The 19,911-nt window shown below is 66.4% G+C and carries 15 protein-coding genes and 1 pseudogene; 9 read left to right on the top strand and 7 right to left on the bottom strand.

What is annotated here, in order from left to right; genetic code table 11:
• Window positions 1-21 precede the first annotated feature (21 nt).
• Window positions 22-482 (top strand): annotated as a pseudogene (locus tag CFB46_RS17245) (hypothetical protein).
• Window positions 483-508: 26 nt separating this feature from the next.
• Here CFB46_RS17245 and CFB46_RS17240 read toward each other — a convergent pair.
• From CFB46_RS17240 to CFB46_RS17220, 5 genes are all read right to left on the bottom strand, one after another.
• Window positions 509-1,612, bottom strand: a complete 1,104-nt coding sequence (locus CFB46_RS17240) for a porin (protein WP_089500602.1) — start codon at window positions 1,610-1,612, stop codon at window positions 509-511.
• Between the two features lie 97 nt (window positions 1,613-1,709).
• Window positions 1,710-3,053, bottom strand: a complete 1,344-nt coding sequence (locus tag CFB46_RS17235; protein ID WP_089500601.1) for an MFS transporter — start codon at window positions 3,051-3,053, stop codon at window positions 1,710-1,712.
• Between the two features lie 162 nt (window positions 3,054-3,215).
• Entirely contained in the window at window positions 3,216-4,277 is a 1,062-nt protein-coding gene (locus CFB46_RS17230; RefSeq protein WP_089500600.1) for an aromatic ring-hydroxylating dioxygenase subunit alpha, read from the bottom strand.
• A 64-nt stretch (window positions 4,278-4,341) separates the two neighbouring features.
• On the bottom strand, window positions 4,342-5,307 hold the full coding sequence (locus CFB46_RS17225; protein ID WP_089500599.1) for a PDR/VanB family oxidoreductase: 966 nt from the start codon (window positions 5,305-5,307) through the stop codon (window positions 4,342-4,344).
• The gene (locus CFB46_RS17220) at window positions 5,304-6,383 is read right to left on the bottom strand and encodes an aromatic ring-hydroxylating dioxygenase subunit alpha (protein ID WP_089500648.1); all 1,080 of its coding nucleotides are present in this window, start codon (window positions 6,381-6,383) and stop codon (window positions 5,304-5,306) included. The genes CFB46_RS17225 and CFB46_RS17220 overlap by 4 nt, the downstream gene beginning before the upstream one ends.
• Before the next feature lie 198 nt (window positions 6,384-6,581).
• Here CFB46_RS17220 and CFB46_RS17215 point away from each other — a divergent pair, with 198 nt between their 5' ends.
• A complete protein-coding gene (locus CFB46_RS17215; RefSeq protein WP_027781437.1) occupies window positions 6,582-7,070 on the top strand; it encodes a MarR family winged helix-turn-helix transcriptional regulator in 489 nt (162 codons plus the stop codon).
• 66 nt (window positions 7,071-7,136) lie between these two features.
• Here the strand turns inward: CFB46_RS17215 and CFB46_RS17210 are convergent, their stop codons facing one another.
• Window positions 7,137-7,883: a TetR/AcrR family transcriptional regulator gene (locus tag CFB46_RS17210; RefSeq protein WP_027781436.1), complete on the bottom strand. Its 747-nt coding sequence runs from the start codon at window positions 7,881-7,883 to the stop codon at window positions 7,137-7,139.
• A 170-nt stretch (window positions 7,884-8,053) separates the two neighbouring features.
• Between CFB46_RS17210 and CFB46_RS17205 the strand changes: the two genes are divergently transcribed.
• From CFB46_RS17205 to CFB46_RS17175, 6 genes are all read left to right on the top strand, one after another.
• Entirely contained in the window at window positions 8,054-9,235 is a 1,182-nt protein-coding gene (locus tag CFB46_RS17205) for an isovaleryl-CoA dehydrogenase (protein ID WP_089500598.1), read from the top strand.
• Window positions 9,236-9,265: 30 nt separating this feature from the next.
• Entirely contained in the window at window positions 9,266-10,873 is a 1,608-nt protein-coding gene (locus CFB46_RS17200) for a carboxyl transferase domain-containing protein (RefSeq protein WP_089500597.1), read from the top strand.
• Window positions 10,874-10,892: 19 nt separating this feature from the next.
• Window positions 10,893-11,678 (top strand): enoyl-CoA hydratase/isomerase family protein, encoded by a 786-nt coding sequence (locus CFB46_RS17195; RefSeq protein WP_089500596.1) that lies wholly within the window; start codon window positions 10,893-10,895, stop codon window positions 11,676-11,678.
• Between the two features lie 36 nt (window positions 11,679-11,714).
• Window positions 11,715-13,709 carry an acetyl/propionyl/methylcrotonyl-CoA carboxylase subunit alpha gene (locus tag CFB46_RS17190; protein WP_089500595.1) on the top strand — a complete coding sequence of 665 codons (1,995 nt, stop codon included), beginning with the start codon at window positions 11,715-11,717 and terminating at the stop codon, window positions 13,707-13,709.
• 321 nt (window positions 13,710-14,030) lie between these two features.
• Window positions 14,031-14,234 (top strand): hypothetical protein, encoded by a 204-nt coding sequence (locus CFB46_RS17180; RefSeq protein WP_089500594.1) that lies wholly within the window; start codon window positions 14,031-14,033, stop codon window positions 14,232-14,234.
• Between the two features lie 42 nt (window positions 14,235-14,276).
• A complete protein-coding gene (locus CFB46_RS17175) occupies window positions 14,277-16,391 on the top strand; it encodes a phosphocholine-specific phospholipase C (RefSeq protein ID WP_089500593.1) in 2,115 nt (704 codons plus the stop codon).
• 84 nt (window positions 16,392-16,475) lie between these two features.
• On the opposite strand, the gene CFB46_RS17170 is transcribed toward CFB46_RS17175, so the two are convergent.
• Window positions 16,476-17,795 (bottom strand): galactosyl transferase GMA12/MNN10 domain protein, encoded by a 1,320-nt coding sequence (locus CFB46_RS17170; RefSeq protein ID WP_089500592.1) that lies wholly within the window; start codon window positions 17,793-17,795, stop codon window positions 16,476-16,478.
• Window positions 17,796-18,210: 415 nt separating this feature from the next.
• Between CFB46_RS17170 and CFB46_RS17165 the strand changes: the two genes are divergently transcribed.
• On the top strand, window positions 18,211-19,353 hold the full coding sequence (locus CFB46_RS17165; RefSeq protein WP_089500591.1) for a DUF2827 domain-containing protein: 1,143 nt from the start codon (window positions 18,211-18,213) through the stop codon (window positions 19,351-19,353).
• The last annotated feature ends 558 nt before the right edge of the window (window positions 19,354-19,911 follow it).

The following is a 19,911-nucleotide window of genomic DNA, read 5'->3' as shown; positions in this document are numbered from 1 at the left end:
ACGCTGGACGGGAGGCCACCCTTGAAGAAGATTTCCGCGCCGTTCATGACGGCCGCGCTTGCGGCCTGCGCGCTGCTGTCGGGCGTTCACGAGGCCGCCTGTGCGGCTTCGAACGCCGAACCCGCGATCGACGTGCACTACGGCGCCGTGATCGAGGCCTATACGCAGGACATGGCCGCCGCGAAGACGAAATACGACGGCAAGCGCCTCACGTTCGTCGGTGCCGTGATCCGGATGGGCGGCGACCCGGGCGGAACGTATTTCGGTGCGCTGACGGCCGACGGCGAGCAGTTCGACACGCATTTCGACGCGGCCGGCTAGGCGTGGACGACCAAGGCGCCCTGAAGCAGAAATTCCCCGGCGGCGAGATCAAGCCGTTCGTCACGTCCGCGGCGTTCCGGTTCAGCTGTGTGAACGAAGGCTATATCGACGCGCCGGTGCTGCCGGGGTTGAAACTGTCGCATTGCCGGCTCGCCGATTGACTCGATCGATGCGCGGTGTCCGGCGTTCAGAACTTCTGCTGGATGCCGGCCATCGCGCCGAACTGGTTCATCCCGGTGCCGACCGTCCCGCCGGCGGCCACCGCGTTCGCGGCCAGTTTGCTGTTGAACATGTAGCCCACCGACGTATAGACGGTCGTCCGCTTCGACAGGAAGTAGTTCGCGCGGCCGACGAGCAGCGTGCCGTTCGCGCCTTCGCTGCGTTCGCGGCGTTGCAGGTAGCGCACGCCCTGCACGTCGAGCGCGAGATAGGGTGTCGCGTAGTACGTGCCGCCCGCGAACACGATGTCGGCCTGCAGGTGTTCGGCCGCCGCGAGGTTGCGGCGGATCCACCCGGCGCCGAGTTTCGCGGGGCCGATCTTCACGTAGCCGGCGACGATGTCGCGCGTGTCGGTGTACGCCGGATTGTTCAGCGGCGCGAGCGCACCGCCGCCGCCGCGCATCACGTCGTGCGACGCGGCGAGTCCGAAATTGCTCGCGTCGTACGCGATCATCGCCGTGTATTGGCGGCACGCGACGATGTCGCCGGCCACTTGCCCGGCACAGCCCGTCGCCGACGGCCCGGCTGGCCCGGCCGCGTCGCGGCCGAAACTGTAGGTGGCGCCGAGCGTCACGCCGCGAAACGTGCCCTTGTAGCCGATCGCGTTGTCGCTGCGTGCATTCGGCAGATAGGAGTCGAAATCCGCCATCGAATGAATCGACGGGCCGATCACGTCGGCATTGGTCAGCACGATCATCGACATGTTCATCTGGCGGCCGAGCGTCAGCGCGCCGAACGGGCCGTTCACGCCCACGTTCGCTTGCCGCCCGAACAGGCGGCCGCCGTAGTTCAGCGCGCCGGTGCCGGGCTGGAAGCCGTTTTCGAGCACGAAGAATGCCTGGTAGCCGCCGCCGAGATCCTCCGTGCCGCGCAGGCCCCAGCGTGACGGCACCTCGCCGGTGAGCGTCGGCATCCCGGTGAACGACCCGCCGTGCGCGGCGTTGTTGTAGTAGGACACGCCGGTATCGATGATCCCGTACAGTGTGACGCTGCTTTGCGCGCTGGCCGGGCCGGCCAGTGCCATCCCAATCCCCATCGCCGTCGCGAGTGCGACGCCCGGTTTCCTTTTCATGACTGTCTCCAAACAGTAGAAGTACTGATCGATTTTTTATGACCCGGACGTGCCCGGCGTGACGACGGAAGCGTGGTGAGGCTGAGAGCGTTGCGCGTTACGACAGCGCCGGATCGCGTTGCCCGTGCGATGCGGCGGCACGCGAGCCGGCCACGGCGACGGCGATCGCCGCCCCCGCCATCGGCAGAAGAAACGTGAAATAGAGGTGGGACACGGACCAGCCGTCGTCCAGCAGCGCGCCGACCGTCATCGGCGACAGGATCGCGCCGAGGCGGCCGATGCCGACCGCGAGGCCGATGCCGGTCGTGCGGATCTCGGCCGGATACGGCGTCGGCGACAGTGCGTACATGCCGGCCACGCACGCATTGATCACGGCGCCGAGGAACACGGCGACCGTCATCCCGATGCCCAGCGAGCCGGTGTTCGCGCCGAACACGACCATCAGCACGCCACCGAGCAGCAGTGTCGCGCCCAGCAGATTGCGCAGCCCGAAGCGAGTCGACAGCAGGCTGAAGAGCGACGCACCCGCGATGCCGCCGAGGTTGAGCAGCACGCCGCCGGTCACGCCCTGCGACGCCGACAGCCCGGCCTGGACCAGCAGCTTCGGCGTCCAGCTCACGACGAAATAGAAGCTGCCCATCACGAGAAAGAACGCGATCCACAGCGCGATCGTGCGGCGCGCGAGCGGTGCGCGCAGCACGGCCGTCCAGTTCGACGCGGGGCCAGCGGTTTCGACGGAGGCCGTCGCGGCCGGCAGCGCGGCGATCGGCGCGCGCTTCATTCTCGCGAGGATGCGGTTGATTTTCTGCAGCGCATGCTCCGGACGCCGCGCCAGCAGGAAGTCGAGCGACTCCGGCAGCAATGCGAGCACCATCGGGATTGACAGCAACGTCAGAATGCCGCCGAATGCGAACACGCTGCGCCATCCCCACGTCGACAGCAGGTAACCGGCGACGACGCCGCCGGCCGTCGCGCCGATCGCGTAACCGGCCGACTGCATGCCGATCGCGGCGCTGCGCCATTTGTTCGACGCGTATTCGCCGCTGATCACGGTGAGGCTGGCGAGCATGCCGCCGATGCCGAGCCCGGTGTAGGCACGTGCGAGCGCGAGCTGTAACGTGCCGTGCGTGGCCGCGCAGGCGAGCATCCCGGTCGAAATGACGGCGAGGCAGAGCAGGATGATGCGGCGGCGGCCGACTCGGTCGGCCAGCGGCGCGATCAGCACCGAGCCGATCCCCATGCCGGCCAGCCCGGCGCTCAGCAGCAGGCCGATTTCCTTGCCGCTCAGTTTCCATTCGGCCGCCAGATGCGGCGCGGCAAACGCGATGGCCAGCACGTCGAAGCCGTCGAGCATGTTCAGCACGACGCACGCGGTGACGGCCATCGTCTGGAACGCGCTCATCGGGGACGCGTCGATCGTATTGCGGATATTTGCGCTCACGTCAAAGATCCTTCATAAGAATAGTAGGTCTAATTGATTGGGGGAAATCGAAGCCGGGTGCAGCGGATGAGACGAAACCGAATACGATTGCGGAGGGCGACAGTCACCCGCGGTGCGGCCGCCGCGAATGGCCGGCGCCGTTCGCGCGCCGGCATGCGATGGTCAAGCGGGCTCCGGTTGCAGCAGCAGGCGTTCGATCACGCGCCGCGCGCGATTGGGGCCTGCATCGACGTGAATGTCGATCTGGCGGCCCCCCGGAAACCGCTGTTGGTTCCGGTATTGCGCCTCGATCACGGTCTTGTCCTCGTCGAACGTCGCCGCGGATTGCTCGATGACCGTTTGCGCGACGCGTTCGATGTCGTGTCGCGGATTGGTCGCGACGGTCCAGAAGTAGTGCGTCGTCGTTTCCGACTCGGGCGTGATGCCGTGGAAGCCGCGCATATGAAAGCCGCCGCGCGCCGGATCGAGCAGGTCGCCGGTGCCCGCGTCCATCGCGCCGGTCCAGATCCGGATGTGCGACACGTGGAATTCGATTTCCTGCCAGCGATCGACGCGGCCCGCGAACGGCCACGCGGCGGTGTACGTCGGCGGAGGGACGGAATCCGGCATCCGGCGGACCAGCGTCACCGTGTCGCCGTCGCTGCTGACGTGCGTGTCCGCGCCCATGTGCAGCCGCGCGTTGCCGCCGATCGTCTTCAGATGCACGTAGCCGAGGTGGCTCAGGTCCATCAGGTTGTCGTGAATCAGCTGATACGGCGCGTCGTAGTGGTAGTGGCCGCCGCCGAACCGATATTGCGGATCCGAGTGGAACGGGTAGCGCGGCGGCGCGCAGGTGGGTTGAGCGTGCGGGTCGGCGCCCATCCAGATCCAGACGATCGCGTCCTGTTCCTGCACCCGATACGATGCCACGCAGGCCTTCGCCGGAATCCGCTCCTGCCCGGGAATCTCCACACACGTGCCGCCGCGGTCGAACAGCAGGCCGTGATAGCCGCAGCGCAGGCCGCGCGCTTCGAGCGAGCCGCACGACAACGGCAGCGACTTGTGGCAGCAGCGGTCCTCCAGCGCACCGACTTCCCCGGAGGGCAGCCGGAACAGCACGACCGGCCGGCCGAGCAGCGTGCGGGCCACGGGCTGGTCCGTCAGTTCGGACGACAGCGCCGCGACCCACCATCGGTCGAGCGGAAATTTAGGAGTATTGATTGGCGGTCGGGCATGTTGCTCCATGGGGCGTCTCCAGTATTGTGATTGGCCGCCGCGTGTCGGGCGGTCCGTCTACCGATCTACAGGTCTACAGATCGAGTACCAGCAGCTCGGTTCGCGACCGCGAGCAGCACGGCATGAACTGGTCGCCGGCCGCCTTTTCGTCGTCGGTCAGATATGCGTCGCGATGATCGGGCTCGCCTTCGAGCACGCGGGTCATGCAGGTGCCGCACACGCCTTGCTCGCACGACGTCAGCACGTCGACGCCATTCGCCGCCAGCGCCGCGATGACGGTGCAGTCGGCCGGTACGTCGATCACCTTGCCGCTGCTCGCGATCCGCACCTGGAATGCGCGATCGGCGCCGGACGACACGACCGCGCCGCCGAAGAACTCGTAATGCAGTCGCGCTTCACTCCAGCCGCGCTCGCGTGCCGCGTTCAGCACTGCATCCATGAAGCCGCGCGGGCCGCACACGTACAGGTGCGTGCCGTCGGGCGCGCCGGCGAGCACGGAAGCCAGGTCGAAACGTTGCGTGGGGTCGCCGTCGTCGACGTGGAAGCGGGCGCGATCGCGAAACCCGGCCGCATTGATCCGCTCGATGAAGGCCATGCGATCGGCCGAGCGCGCGCAGTAGTGCATGTCGAACGGCGTGCCGGACGAGAACAGCCGTTCCGCCATGCTGAGAATCGGCGTGACACCGATTCCGCCGGCGAGCAACAGATGGTGCGGCGCACCGGATGCGAGCGGGAATTGATTGCGCGGCATGCCGATCCGCACGGTGTCGCCTTGCCGGACTTCGTCGTGAATCGCGCGCGATCCGCCGCGACCTTCGGCATCGCGCAGCACCGCGATCTGATAGCGATCGCGTTGCTCCGGGTGGTTGCACAGCGAATACTGGCGCACGAGCCCGCCCGGCAGATGCACGTCGATATGGGCGCCGGCGTCGAAGCGCGGCAATGGCGAGCCGTCGTCGCTGACCAGTTCGAAGCCGCAGATGTCGCGCGCTTCCTGCCATTTGCGGGCCACCCGGACCGTCAATGTCGCGTCGTTCATGACGCCTCCTTGACGGGCGCGACCGGAATCACGGGCCGCTGCGGGCTCGCCGCGTTTTCGGCGGCGAGCAGCCGGTCGATCACCTTGCGCGACAGCACGCCGCCGGCGTCGATGTTGAGCTTGAGGAGCTTGCGCTCGGGCCACTGTTCGAGATTGCGCTGCTGTCGCTCGAGCATCTCGAGATCTTCCGCGAAGATCTTGCCCTGGCCTTCGCGGATCTCGGCGGTCAGCGCGCGATCGTCGGGCCGGAAGTTGCGCGCCATCCCCCAGAAGTACCAGATCGACGTGTCCGTCTCGGGCGTGATGAAATCGACCACGATCGACGACGCCTTCTTGTCCGCAGGCGCGTCGTAGCCGCCGTGGCCCGCATGCGCGACGCCCACTTCGATCATCACGTGGCTCGGCGGCGTGAAGCGGCAGATCTGCCAGCGGTCGACCGGCTCGTCGTCGGCGAGCCCGTTGCCGCGCAGCGCCATCCGCCAGAACGACGGCGGCATCACGTTCTCCATGAAGCGGCTCGTGACGACTTCGTCGCCGTGGCTGGTCGTCTTCGGCGCCGCTTCGTCGATTTCCTTCTGGCCGATGCTCGTCGCATGCACGTAGGTCTCGTGCGTGAGGTCCATCAGGTTGTCGATCATCAGCCGGTAGTCGCAGCGAATGTGATACAGGCCGCCGCCGTGCGCCCAGGCCGGATCCTCGGCCCACGCCAGCGCGGGCAATTTGGCGGGATCGGCTTCGGACGCGTCTCCCGGCCAGACCCACACGAAGCCGTACCGCTCGACCGCCGGGAAGCTGCGAATCGGCGGGAAACCGCCGACGCGCTGGCCCGGCATGCCGGTCGCCTTGCCGTTGCAACCCATTTCCAGCCCGTGATAGCCGCACACGAGCACGCCGTCGCGCACGAATCCCAGCGACAGCGGCGCGCCGCGGTGCGGGCAGAAATCCTCGAGCGCGGCCACCTGGCCGTCCGCCGCGCGGTAAAACACCATCGACTCGTTGCAGATCTTGCGGCCCAGCGGCTTGCCGTCGATTTCATCGGGCGTGCAGGCCACATACCAAGCGTTCTTGAGAAACACGTTCGTCGTCTCCTTCAGGGCGGTGCCGCCGTTACGCGGCAATTCGTCATTCCGTGTACTGAATGAGATTCAGTGTACTCATCGAGATTGGCGGGAGCAAGGCGAGCGGTATACTGGTTTTCCCGGGAACTGGCGCGAGACGGCGCCATGCCGTCGGCGTGCGCAACGGCGCGCGCCGCCTATGTCATCGACTCATTCATGGAAAAAACGAATCCCGCCGGCCTGCCGGCTTTTCCGCTCGATCTGTACGACGAACCCGGGCACCTGATCCGGCGCGCACACCAGATCGCGGTTGCGATGTTCTACGAGAAGCTGGGCCGGGACGTGACGCCCGTGCAGTACGCGGTGCTGCGGATGCTGTACGAGTGTCCGGGGCTCGATCAGGTGACGCTCGCGCAGCGGGTGGCGCTCGACACGTCGACCACTGCCGATCTCGCGGTCCGGCTCGAAGCGAAGGGATTGATCGTCCGCGAAGTGCTGCCGCGGCGTCAGCGGCGCCTGCTGTTGACGCCGGCCGGCGCCGAACTGCTCACGCATCTGATTCCGTCGGTGCAGGAGCTGCGCGCCGGCCTGTTCGACGGGATGGGCGACGACGATTCGCAGGAACTGATGCGCCTGTTGCGCAAGTTCGTCCATTTGAACAACGAGCAGAGCCGCGCGCCGCTGCGCGTCAGCGAGGATTCATAGCAGCGCCCACCTCTGAGCGACGGTGCGGAAGCGGCGGTGGGGCGGCCGCCGCGCTGCCCGGCGGCGTCACGCGCGTGACGCTTCGCCTTCCAGCCGTCGCACGGCTTCGGCCACTTCGTTCCTGAAGCGCACGAGCGCCGCCTGTTCCGGCGCCGGCGGCTGCACGGCGGCCCACAGCATGTCGATCAACTGCGTGGCCGTCGTTTCCGTATCGAGCTTGCGGTGCCCGAGGATCGCATCCCACAGCACGTGCTCGATCGGCCCGAACACCATCGAGCGCAGCAGGCTCAGCGGCAGATCCGCGCGAACCTGCCCGGCCGCCTGGCCGCGCGCGAGCACGTCCATCAGCGGCGCCGTGTAGCGGCGCTGCAGCGCGGTGAGCTCGTCGCTCAGCGCATGCTGCTTCGCGCGGCCTTCCGACAGCACCAGCGCGCACAATCCCGTACCGTTCACGAGCATCAGCCGCAGGTGCGTGCGAACGATGAACGCGAACTGCTGCTGCACCGACGCGTCCCGCGGCATTCCGTGTTCGAACGCGGCGATGATTTCGTCGTACCAGTCGGCGATCACGCGCGCGCACAGCTCGCGCTTGCCACGGAAATAGCTGAACACCGTCGCCTCCGACACGCCCACGCGCTGCGCGATCTCCGCGGCCGTCGCATGCTCGTAACCTTTTTCGGCGAACACTTCACGGCCGGCGCGCAGAATGTCCTGCACGCGCTGCTGGGATTTGCGCCCGGCGGGTGCGCGCGGCGTGTCGGCGCGGTCGGCTTTGGCGGTGGCGGTCATGGTGTCGGCGGAAGCGGCTGTCATGCTCGCATCATATCTGAGTATCACTCAGAAAACTATTGACGCCGAACCCGTGGAGACGCGAAACTGTGCAAAATTTCCGCTTTATGGGTCAATGAATGGACGTAGTCATTCGATTTGAGTAAAGCTCAGAAATCGGTGAGTGCGACACACTTTCTGGAGACGGAGGAGACATGATCAACCTGCCCGGCGTGCAATTCATGCTCGGTGAAGACATCGAGATGCTGCGCGACGCCGTCGCGACGTTTGCGGCGAAGGAAATCACGCCGCGCGCGGCGGAGGTCGACCGCACCGACCAGTTCCCGATGGATCTGTGGAAAAAGTTCGGCGATCTCGGCGTGCTCGGCATGACCGTCTCCGAGGAATACGGCGGCGCGAACATGGGCTACACCGCGCACATGGTCGCGATGGAAGAGATCTCGCGCGCGTCGGCGTCGATCGGCCTGTCGTACGGCGCGCACTCGAACCTGTGCGTGAACCAGATCCACCGCAACGGCACCGATGCGCAAAAGCAGAAGTATCTGCCGAAGCTCGTGTCGGGCGAACACATCGGCGCGCTCGCGATGAGCGAGCCGAACGCCGGGTCCGACGTCGTCAGCATGAAGCTGCGCGCGGACAAGCGCGGCGACCGCTACGTGCTCAACGGCACGAAGATGTGGATCACCAACGGCCCCGATTGCGACACGCTCGTCGTCTACGCGAAGACGGACGTCGAAGCGAATGCGCGCGGCATCACCGCCTTCATCGTCGAGAAGGGGATGAAGGGCTTCTCGGTCGCGCAGAAGCTCGACAAGCTCGGCATGCGCGGGTCGCACACGGGCGAGCTGGTGTTCCAGGACGTCGAAGTGCCGGAAGAGAACATCCTCGGCCAACTGAACGGCGGCGTGAAGGTACTGATGAGCGGCCTCGACTACGAGCGCGCGGTGTTATCGGGCGGCCCGACGGGCATCATGGCCGCGTGTCTCGACGCGGTGGTGCCGTATATCCACGACCGCAAGCAGTTCGGCCAGTCGATCGGCGAATTCCAGCTGATCCAGGGCAAGGTCGCCGACATGTACACCACGTTCCAGGCGTGCCGCGCGTACCTGTACGCAGTGGGCCGCCATCTCGACTCGGCGGGCAGCGACCATATCCGCCAGGTGCGCAAGGACTGCGCGGGCGTGATTCTCTACACGGCCGAGAAGGCGACGTGGATGGCCGGCGAGGCGATCCAGATCCTCGGCGGCAACGGCTACATCAACGAATACCCGGTCGGCCGCCTGTGGCGCGATGCGAAGCTGTACGAGATCGGCGCCGGCACGAGCGAGATCCGCCGGATGCTGATCGGCCGCGAGCTGTTCGCGGAAACGATGTAACGCCCACGTCACGCGAACGGAGCCTTGTCGATGCCGATCATCGAATCGAAACTGAACCCGCGTTCGGAAGACTTCCGCGCGAATGCCGCGGCGCTCGAGGCGGTCGTCGCCGACCTGCGCGCGAAGATCGAACAGCTCGCGCAGGGCGGCGGCCAGGCCGCGCGCGACAAGCACCTGTCGCGCGGCAAGCTGCTGCCGCGCGATCGCATCGCGCAACTGCTCGATCCGGGCGCGCCGTTCCTCGAGTTCTCGCAGCTCGCGGCGAACGGCATGTACAACGACGACGCGCCGGGCGCGGGCGTCATCACCGGGATCGGCCGTATCGCCGGTCGCGAATGCGTGATCGTGTGCAACGACGCGACGGTCAAGGGCGGCACCTACTATCCGATCACCGTGAAGAAGCACGTGCGCGCGCAGGAAATCGCCGCGGAAAACCGGCTGCCGTGCGTGTACCTCGTCGATTCGGGTGGCGCGAACCTGCCGAATCAGGACGACGTGTTTCCCGATCGCGATCACTTCGGCCGCATCTTCTTCAACCAGGCGACGATGTCGGCGGCGGGGATCGCGCAGATCGCCGTCGTGATGGGCTCGTGCACGGCCGGCGGCGCGTACGTGCCGGCGATGAGCGACGAGTCGATCATCGTGAAGGACCAGGGCACGATTTTCCTCGGCGGGCCGCCGCTCGTGAAGGCCGCGACCGGCGAGGAAGTGAGCGCGGAGGATCTTGGCGGCGGCGACGTGCACACGCGCCTGTCTGGCGTGGCCGACCATCTCGCGCAGAACGATGCGCATGCGCTGTCGATCGCGCGCAACATCGTCGGCCATCTCGCGCCGAAGATCGCGCCGCCGGTCGCGCTGCGCGAGCCGAAGCCGCCGCGCTACGACGCGAAGAGCCTGTACGGCGTGATTCCGGTCGATACGCGCAAGCCGTTCGACGTGCGCGAAGTGATCGCGCGCATCGTCGACGATTCGGCGTTCGACGAATTCAAGGCGCGCTTCGGCACGACGCTCGTCACCGGGTTCGCGCACATCTGGGGCCATCCGGTCGGGATCGTCGCGAACAACGGCATCCTGTTCTCCGAATCGGCCGTGAAGGGCGCGCACTTCATCGAGTTGTGCTGCCAGCGCAAGATTCCGCTCGTGTTCCTGCAGAACATCACCGGCTTCATGGTCGGGCGCAAGTACGAGAACGAAGGCATCGCGCGGCATGGCGCGAAGATGGTGACGGCCGTGTCGAATGCGAAGGTGCCGAAATTCACGGTGATCATCGGCGGCTCGTTCGGCGCGGGCAACTACGGGATGTGCGGCCGCGCGTTCGGCCCGCGCTTCCTGTGGATGTGGCCGAACGCCCGCATCTCGGTGATGGGCGGCGAGCAGGCCGCGTCGGTGCTCGCGACCGTGCGTCGCGACGGCATCGAGGCGAAGGGCGGTTCGTGGTCGGCCGAGGAGGAGGACGCGTTCAAGCAGCCGATCCGCGACCAGTACGAGCGCCAGGGCCATCCATATTACGCGAGCGCGCGACTGTGGGACGACGGCGTGATCGATCCCGCGCAGACGCGCGACGTGCTCGGGCTCGGTCTTGCCGCGTCGATGAACGCGCCGATCGACGACACGCGCTTCGGCGTGTTCCGCATGTAACGCCCGGGAGGACAGACCGATGCGATACGAAACGATCAAGGTAAGCGAAGCCGGCCGCGTGGCGACCGTCACGCTCGCGCGTCCCGACGTGCGCAATGCGTTCAACGAGACGGCGATCGCCGAGCTGACCACCGCGTTCGAATGGCTCGACGCGCACCGGGACGTGCGCGCGATCGTGCTCGCCGCGGAAGGCGCGGCATTCTGCGCGGGCGCGGACCTGAACTGGATGAAGAAGATGGCCGGTTACTCGGCCGACGAGAACCGCGCCGATGCGCGCAAGCTCGCGCGGATGCTCGAAGCGATTCATCGCTGCGGCAAGCCGGTGATCGCGCGCGTGCATGGCGACGCGTATGCGGGCGGCGTGGGCCTCGTCGCTGCGGCCGACATTGCGATCGCCGCCGACGGCGTGAAGTTCTGCCTGTCGGAAGCGCGGCTCGGGCTGATTCCCGCGACGATCGCACCGTACGTCATCCGTGCGATGGGCGAGCGCGCGGCGCGCCGCTACTTCACGACGGCCGAGGTGTTCGACAGCACGCGTGCCGCGTCGCTCGGCTTCATTCACGATGCGGTGCCGGCCGACGCGCTCGACGAAACGGTCGCGAAGCTGGCCGCGACGCTCGTCGCGAACGGCCCCGACGCAGTGAAGGCATGCAAGCGACTCGTCGCCGACGTGGCCGGCCGCGCGCTCGACGCGACGCTGATCGAGCAGACCGCCGACTGGATCGCGAAGACCCGCGCCGGCGCGGAAGCGCGGGAAGGGATCGCGTCCTTCCTCGACAAGCGCACGCCGTCGTGGCGTGAATGATCGCGTGACCCCAACCCACCGGACGACATCGAAGCCATGTTCGACAAGATTCTGATCGCCAACCGCGGCGAAATCGCCTGCCGCGTCGCCGCGACGTGCAAACGCCTCGGGATCGCGAGCGTCGCCGTCTATTCCGACGCGGATGCGAACGCGAAACACGTGGCCGCATGCGACGAGGCCGTGCACATCGGCGGCTCGGCCGCGGCAGACAGTTACCTGCGCATCGAGCGCATCATCGAAGCCGCGCGCGCCACCGGCGCGCAGGCGATTCACCCCGGCTACGGATTTCTGTCGGAGAACGAAGATTTCGCGCATGCATGCGAAGCGGCCGGCATCGTGTTCATCGGGCCGCCGGTCGACGCCATCGCGGCGATGGGGTCGAAGGCGGCCGCGAAGGCGCTGATGCACGCGGCCGCCGTGCCGCTCGTGCCCGGCTATCACGGCGACGATCAGGATGCGGCCAACCTGCATCGCGAAGCCGATGCGATCGGCTATCCGGTGCTGCTGAAGGCGAGCGCGGGCGGTGGCGGCAAGGGGATGCGCGTGGTCGAGCGCTCCGACGATTTCCGGGCGGCGCTCGCGTCGTGCCAGCGCGAAGCCGCGAGCAGCTTCGGCAACGATCGCGTGCTGATCGAGAAATACCTGACGCGTCCGCGCCACGTCGAGGTGCAGGTGTTCGGCGACACGCACGGCAATACCGTGTACCTGTTCGACCGCGACTGCTCGGTGCAGCGCCGTCACCAGAAGGTGCTCGAGGAAGCGCCGGCGCCGGGGCTGCACGACGACGTGCGCCAGGCGATGGGCGAAGCGGCCGTCGCGGCCGCGCGCGCGGTCGGCTATGTCGGCGCGGGCACCGTCGAATTCATCATGACGGGCGAAGCGTTCTACTTCATGGAGATGAACACGCGCCTGCAGGTCGAGCATCCGGTCACCGAGATGATCACGGGGCTCGATCTCGTCGAATGGCAACTGCGCGTCGCGGCGGGCGAGCCGCTGCCGCTGAAGCAGGAGGCGTTGCGCGTACAGGGCCATGCGCTCGAGGCACGCCTTTACGCGGAGAATCCCGCGCGCGGCTTCCTGCCGTCGACGGGCACGCTGAAGCACCTGCGGCTGCCTGCCGGCGTCGAGTTCGACATCGGTGCTTCGGTGCGCATCGACAGCGGCGTGCGCGAAGGCGATGCGATCACGCCGTTCTACGATCCGATGATCGCGAAGCTGATCGTGCACGGCGCGGATCGCGCGGAAGCGCTGGGCCTGATGCTGCGTGCGCTGCGCGCGTGCGAAGTGGTCGGCCTGCATACGAACGCCGCGTTCCTGCAGCGGATCGTCGCGTGCGAGCCGTTCGCGACGGCCGATCTCGATACGGGCCTGATCGAGCGCAATCACGATGCGCTGTTCGCGCCGCAACAGCCGCCGCGCGCCACGCTCGCGCTTGCATGCGCGGCGCTGCTTGCGCGCGAACGCGGTGCGGTACAGCACGCATCGCCATGGGAGGCGCTGCCGGACTGGCGACTGAACGGTGGCTATCGCCGCACGCTCGAATGGCACGCGGCCGATCGCGAAGCGGACGTGACGGTCGCATACGAGGACGACGGCGCCGGCACGCGCATCGCGATCGGCGACGCGGCCGCGCAACCGTTCGCGTGGACGCGCGGCGCCACGCCGCTCGATTTCGAGGTGACGCTCGGCGGCGTGCGCGGCAGCGGCCGCGTATATGCGGACGGCGACACGTTCCATGTGTTCACGCAGGGTGCGGCCGAGACGTTCGAATGGCGCAACATGCTCGCGCATGCCGGCGATGCGGAGCAGGGCGGCGGCCGCTTGACCGCGCCGATGCCCGGCAAGGTGATCGCGGTGCTGGTCGAGCCGGGCCAGAAGGTCGAAGCCGGCACGCCGCTGATCGTGATGGAAGCGATGAAGATGGAACACACGATCGGCGCGCCGCGCGCGGGCATCGTCGCGGAAGTACTGTACGGCGTCGGCGACCAGGTCGTGGACGGTGCGCAGTTGCTGACGATGGCGGAAGGCTGAGCGAGCCTGGCTATCGTACGCGGGCCGGTTGCTGTGGCGACCGGCTCGCAAGAAAGCGCTTCGTCGTTCGCCGTCGTCGCGACGGCGCAGCTTCGGTATCGAGGACGCACGAAGCAGTACGCTTGAATCACGCAAATCTTTCGAACGACTTACGACTTTCGCCGTTTCCGCCACATCCCCGCGTGCCGCGCGCTGCGTGCACCTCGATCTTCCCGCCGCTCGACACCGTCGTGTAACAAGTCGAACATAGCATCTCGGCTTCGATATGACCGGCGCGGCGTTCGCGTCCGCGTCACGTCGTCATCCTCACGGAGAACCGTTATGCGAACGTCGGCCCTACGGCCTTTCGCGGCCGCCGGTCTGATCGCGCTGACCGCCCTGCTCGGCGCCTGCAACGACGACCTGACCGCACCCGCCGCGCCCGTCGCGCAGCAGAAGGCCGCGTGCGGCGGCGCCGTGGTCGCCACCGCGCAGATGCGCTGCCCGCCGGGGTTCACCGCGCCTGCTTCGTCGCCCGCTTCCTGATATCGGCCGTTTCCACCAGAAAACCCATCAAGAGCAACCAGCATGGCCATCCATTCGCGACGCGATTTTCTGAAGTTCTCGGCCGGCCTCGCCGGCGCGACCGCCGCCACCGCACTGCTTCCGGAATCGATCCGCAAGGCGCTGGCGATCGAGCCGAACACCGTGACGGGCACGATCCAGGATGTGCAGCACATCGTCGTGTTCATGCAGGAGAACCGCTCGTTCGATCACTACCTCGGTCATCTGAGCGGCGTGCGCGGCTACAACGACCGTTTCCCGGTCACGCTGCCGAACGGCAAGCCGGTGTGGTTCCAGCCGCGCCAGGAGGACAAGTCGAGCGTGATCGCACCGTTCCGCTACGACACGACCAATCCGGGCGTCAACGCGCAATGTGTCGGCGGCCTGCCGCACACGTGGGCGACGACGCACGGCGCGATCGACAACGGCCGCGCGGACCAATGGGCCGTGCAGAAGTCGAACATGACGATGGGCTATCACGTTCGCGACGACATCCCGTTCCACTACGCGCTCGCGGATGCGTTCACGGTGTGCGACAACTACTTCTGCTCGATCCCGGGCAACACGCACCCGAACCGCATGTACCTGATGACGGGCATGGTCGATCCGCTCGGCACGGGCGGCGGCCCGTTGCTCGACAACACCGACTACATCGACAACCAGTTCGACAAGGTGCAGCTGCCGCCCTTCAACTGGACGACCTACCCGGAACGGCTCGAAAAAGCCGGCATCTCGTGGCAGATCTATCAGCAGGGCACCGGGTTCGACAACTTCACCGGCAACTACGGCACCAACATGCTGGCGTGCTTCAACAACTTCGTGAATGCGCCGGCCGGTTCGTCGCTGCAGACGCGCGGGATGAGCACGCGTCCGATCACGCAGTTGAAGGCCGACGTGCAGGCGAATGCGCTGCCGCAGGTGTCGTGGCTGCTGCCGCCCGCCGCGTATTCCGAGCATCCGAAGTTCACGCCGCTGTATGGCGCGTACTACCTGTCGACGATCCTCGATGCGCTGACGTCCAATCCGGACGTGTGGAGCAAGACGGTCCTGCTGATCATGTACGACGAGAACGACGGCTTCTTCGACCATGTCGTGCCGCCGTCGGCGCCGACGCTGCCGGGCTCGGGCATGAGCACCGTCGACGTGTCGCTCGAGCGGCACAACGTCGTGACCTCGACGCAAGCCGGCACGTATACGGCCGACAACCTGCCGTACGGCCTCGGCCCGCGCGTGCCGATGTTCGTCGTGTCGCCGTGGTCGAAGGGCGGCTTCGTGTGCTCGCAGGTGTTCGATCACACGTCGGTGCTGCAATTCATCGAGAAGCGCTTCGGCGTGACGGAGACCAACATCTCGCCGTGGCGCCGCGCGATCTGCGGCGACCTGACGTCGGCGCTCGACTTCTCGAAATCGGATACGACGCTGCCGAGCCTGCCGAGCACGCAGGCGTATGTCGCGCAGGCCGACCTGCAATGCTCGCGCGCGTCGTCGCAGACCGCGCCGGCCAGTACCGCGCAGCAGGTCGTGACCGCGCAGGAACCGGGCACGCGGCCGGCGCGCGCGCTGCCGTACGAATTGCACGTCACCGGCCAGTTGCAGGCGCAAGGCTACGCGCTGACGTTCGCGAATACCGGTACGCAGGGCGCGCACTTCTGGGTCTATACGGGAGACCCCACCGCGATGCCACGCCGCTATACGGTCGAAGCGGGCAAGCAGCTGACCGATACGTGGGCGCTCGATGCGAACGGCAACTACCTGGTGAGCGTGTGGGGGCCGAACGGCTATTTCCGGCGCTTCGCGGGGTCGGCGGCTGCGGATGCCGCTGCCAAGCCCGAAATCACGCCGTGCTACGACACCGCGAATGGCGATGTGTACGTGACGATCGCCAATGCAGGCACCGGCCCGCTGACGATCACCGCGACCGATGTCGCATACGGCGGCGCGGCGCGCACGCTGACGGTTCCGGCCGGCCAGCGGATCGAAGCGCACTGGGACCTGTCGTGCAGCAGCCACTGGTACGACCTGCAGTTCGCGGTGGCGGGCAATGCCGGCTGGACGCGCCGCATCGCGGGGCACGTCGAGACCGGCAAGCCGAGCCTGACCGATCCCGCGGCCGTCGCGCCGACGATCGCGGCGATCTGACGACGGCCATCGATGCGACGACGCGCCGGCCGGTCGAATCCGGCCGGCGCGTCGTGTTTGCCAATCGATGACGATGCGGCGCCGTCAGGGCAACAGCCCGTCGTCGTGCGCCATCATCAGCGCACGCATCGCCGACCACATGCCGTAGTAATGCACGATGTAGCTGTCCGCACGGCGAAACAGCCAGGGCGTGTTGAGGCCGACGAGATCGGCCACGCCTTCGGGTTGCAACTGTCCGTCGCGCTCCATCGCGCGAATGAAATGCAACTGGTCGCCATCGCTCGCATAGACGCTCGAGCGGTCGTGCAGCGCGGCGATCGTCGTCATCAGGTCGCGCAGCATCGCGTCATTGCGTTCGGTGCGGCGGAACGCCATCACGCCCGAATTGAACGCCCACTGGCCGAGGTCCTGCGCGAGCAGGCAGTCGCGCCCTTCGAGCAGCGGTTCCAGCGGTTGCTGCCGGTTCGCGATCAGCACGTCGGCATCGAGCCACACGACCCATTCGTGGTGCTGCAGGTAGGCGTGCAGCACCCACGGCTTGAACCAGTTGCCCGTCGCGTTCAGCCCGATCTCGGCGGGAATGTCGCGATGCACGTAGAGCGTGTAGCCGTGCGCGTCGCAGTAGCGCCGGAAATTCCGTTCGGCGATGCGCGCATAGCTGCCGATGTTCGGCGTGTACAGCATCATCAACGCGATCGGGCGGCCGGGGTTGTACGTGCTGCGCTCGGCGGCTTCGTCAGGCGCCGCGGCGTCGTGATCGAACGCGAACATCGGTCGCCCGGCGGCGCGGCAGCGATTGACGTGCGCGACGAGCGTGTCGCGAAAGCGCGGCGTCGCGCCTTTCCGTTCGGGATCGTGCGGCGTGTCGTCGATGCTGATCGCGAACGTCGGTTCGCGGCTCCACATCGGATCGAGGTCGGGGCCGCACGGCATGACCGCGTACAGCCCGTCGATCGGCGTCATGTAGCGATGCGTATCGAGATCCGCGAACAGCGCGGCTTCCGACGTCAGCCTCGGTTCGCTGCCGAGCTTGCAGCGCTGCACGAGCCGCATCGCGATCGCGCGCACGTCCGGTGTATTGCGCCAGATCTGCACGTCGACTTGCGGCAGCGGCGATGCGAATGCGTCGACGAACAGCATGTCGCGTCCGGCCATCAGGCGATCGAGCGCGACGGGTTCGATGATCGCCGCGTCTTCGCTGAGCAGCAGCACGAGTTCGTCGGGTTGCGCGCCGCGCAGCACGTGAAGCAGCGACTCGTAGCGATGCAGCGGCCGCAGCGGCAGCGCTTGCGGCATGCCGGATGCATCGACGATCTCGTGACGATAGCCATGCGCCTGCGCGTACCGGCGGTGGTTATCGAGGCTTGCGGGCGCGTGCTGGCTGAAATGACTGAGGACGATCATCGCGCGCTCCGAACGCTGGGAAGCGCGCACACGATCCGCGCGGCGTTCTTCGGCTCGGCACTCCATCCGGATACGCTTGCCTGCGAGCGCCGCCGCGGTGCGTCATGGATGGGCTGGAAGCCTTGCGCGGCATCGTGTTCCATTCTGTATGCCCTGGTTTTGATCGTGGTGCGGCGAGGCGGCGTGCTGCTTGCTCGAGTGCTCCGGGACAACCGGGCTGCCTGCCGCCGGCCGGCACGAGTATCGCATAACGATCGGGCGGATCGGCACGGCCGAAGTGGGCGCTGACCATCCCTGACAGTGTGCGGCGGGCTGTCTTCGCTAAAATGCCGGGTTGCCGCCGCTTGACGCGGGCGGCGCTCCGCGCGCTACACTGCGCCATGCCATTTCCGTTCAACTTTCCATCCCGCCGACGATGACGTCTCCTGTCCTGACCGGCCTGCGCATCGGTATCACGATCGGATTGCGTGCCCCCGACGAAAGCCTGTGGATCAACGGCATCAAGCAGAACGCGCTGTTCCTCGCGAAGCTGCTGATGGCGTCGCCGCACGGCTACCGCGTGACGCTGGTCAACACGACCGACGTGCCGCTCACCGACGCGCTGCCGTGGGATCGCAACGTCTATGCCACGCGCGCGTTCGCGGACATGAAGGACGCGCTCGACGTGGTGATCGAACTGGGCGGGCAGATCGACGGCGAGCAGACGGCCTACCTGAAAGCACGCGGCGTGAAGCTGGTCAGCTATTGCTGCGGCGTCGAGTACATCAACGCGATGGAGTCGATGCTGTTCGGCCGTCGGCTGTGGGATTCGCTGTTCATCAACCGCGGCTACGACGAGGTATGGGCGATTCCGCAGATCGCGCCGTCGTCGCTGCCATTCCTGCAGTCGCTGCGCCGCTGCCCGGGGCGCGTCGTGCCGTTCGTGTGGGATCCGATGTTCCTGACCGAACGCGCGCAGTCGCTGCCCGAGCGCGGCGAATACCGGCCGCGCAGCGAGCCCGGCAAGCGGCTCACGGTGATGGAGCCGAACCACAACGTCGTGAAGTTCTGCGTGTATCCGATGCTGATCATCGACGAAGCGTATCGCCGCGATCCCGACGCGATCTGCTTCGCGCACGTGACGAACGCCGATCGCCTCGCGCACGACAGCCCCGAGTTCGTGATGCTGATGAACTACCTGGAGATCGTGCGCGCGGGCAAGGCGAGCTTCGTCGGGCGCTTCGATACGCCGCTGTTCCTGGCCGACCTGACCGATATCGTCGTGTCGCACCAATGGTCGAACCCGCTGAACTATTTCTATTTCGACGTGTGCTGGCAGGGTTATCCGCTCGTGCACAACGCGAGTCTCGCGCCCGATCTCGGCTACTACTATCCGGACAACGACGTGCAGCAGGGCGCCGATGCGCTGCTTCGCGCGCTGCATACGCACGACGACGACTGGCAAGCGTATACGCGGCGCCAGCGCGAGATCCTCGGACGTTACACGTCGGCGAATCCGGCGCTCGTCGCCGAATACGACGCGCTGCTCGCGAACCTGATCGGCGCGCCGGCCGCCTGAGACCGAGTTTCCGCGGCGCACGGTCGTTGCGCCGCCCCCGCCGTCGGGTTTGTCCCGCCCTAATGTCTGACGAAATAATGCCGTTAAAAAAAGAAACCGCCGAACCGGATGGGTTCGACGGTTTTCGAAGGCACGAAATTGACGGCTCCGAGGGAAGTCCGTCGAAAACAAATTTATAGGTTAACAAGTCGGAAAGATTGTTAAATATGTTTCAATCGATAATCTTCATATAATTTAAGTTGGTATTATTGATTCAACGTGGATTGATTCCGTTTCGAAATTTAATAATATCGTTTGAAACGTGAAAATTGAATGCTGCGGTGATCGAATGACGCGCGGCGGCAGGTTGTGCGTGGGAAGCGGCATGTGCGGAGATCGAAGTTTCGACCGACATATCGGGCATGGGCGGCACTTTGCGGCACGCTATTTATCTGAGCAATTGGCGTTGTCCCGATTCGCGCGTCGAGCAAATCCGGGAAAATACAATCCGGATAAAACCGGTTAGATAAAAAAGATAAACGAGCCGAATTTTGGATTCTGGTAATTCTCGTTGTGTAA

This window comes from Burkholderia sp. HI2761 (assembly GCF_002223355.1).
Taxonomy (GTDB): Bacteria; Pseudomonadota; Gammaproteobacteria; order Burkholderiales; family Burkholderiaceae; genus Burkholderia.
Note: the sequence above shows the minus strand (reverse complement) of the source record. Positions and strands in the feature narration are given on the sequence as shown.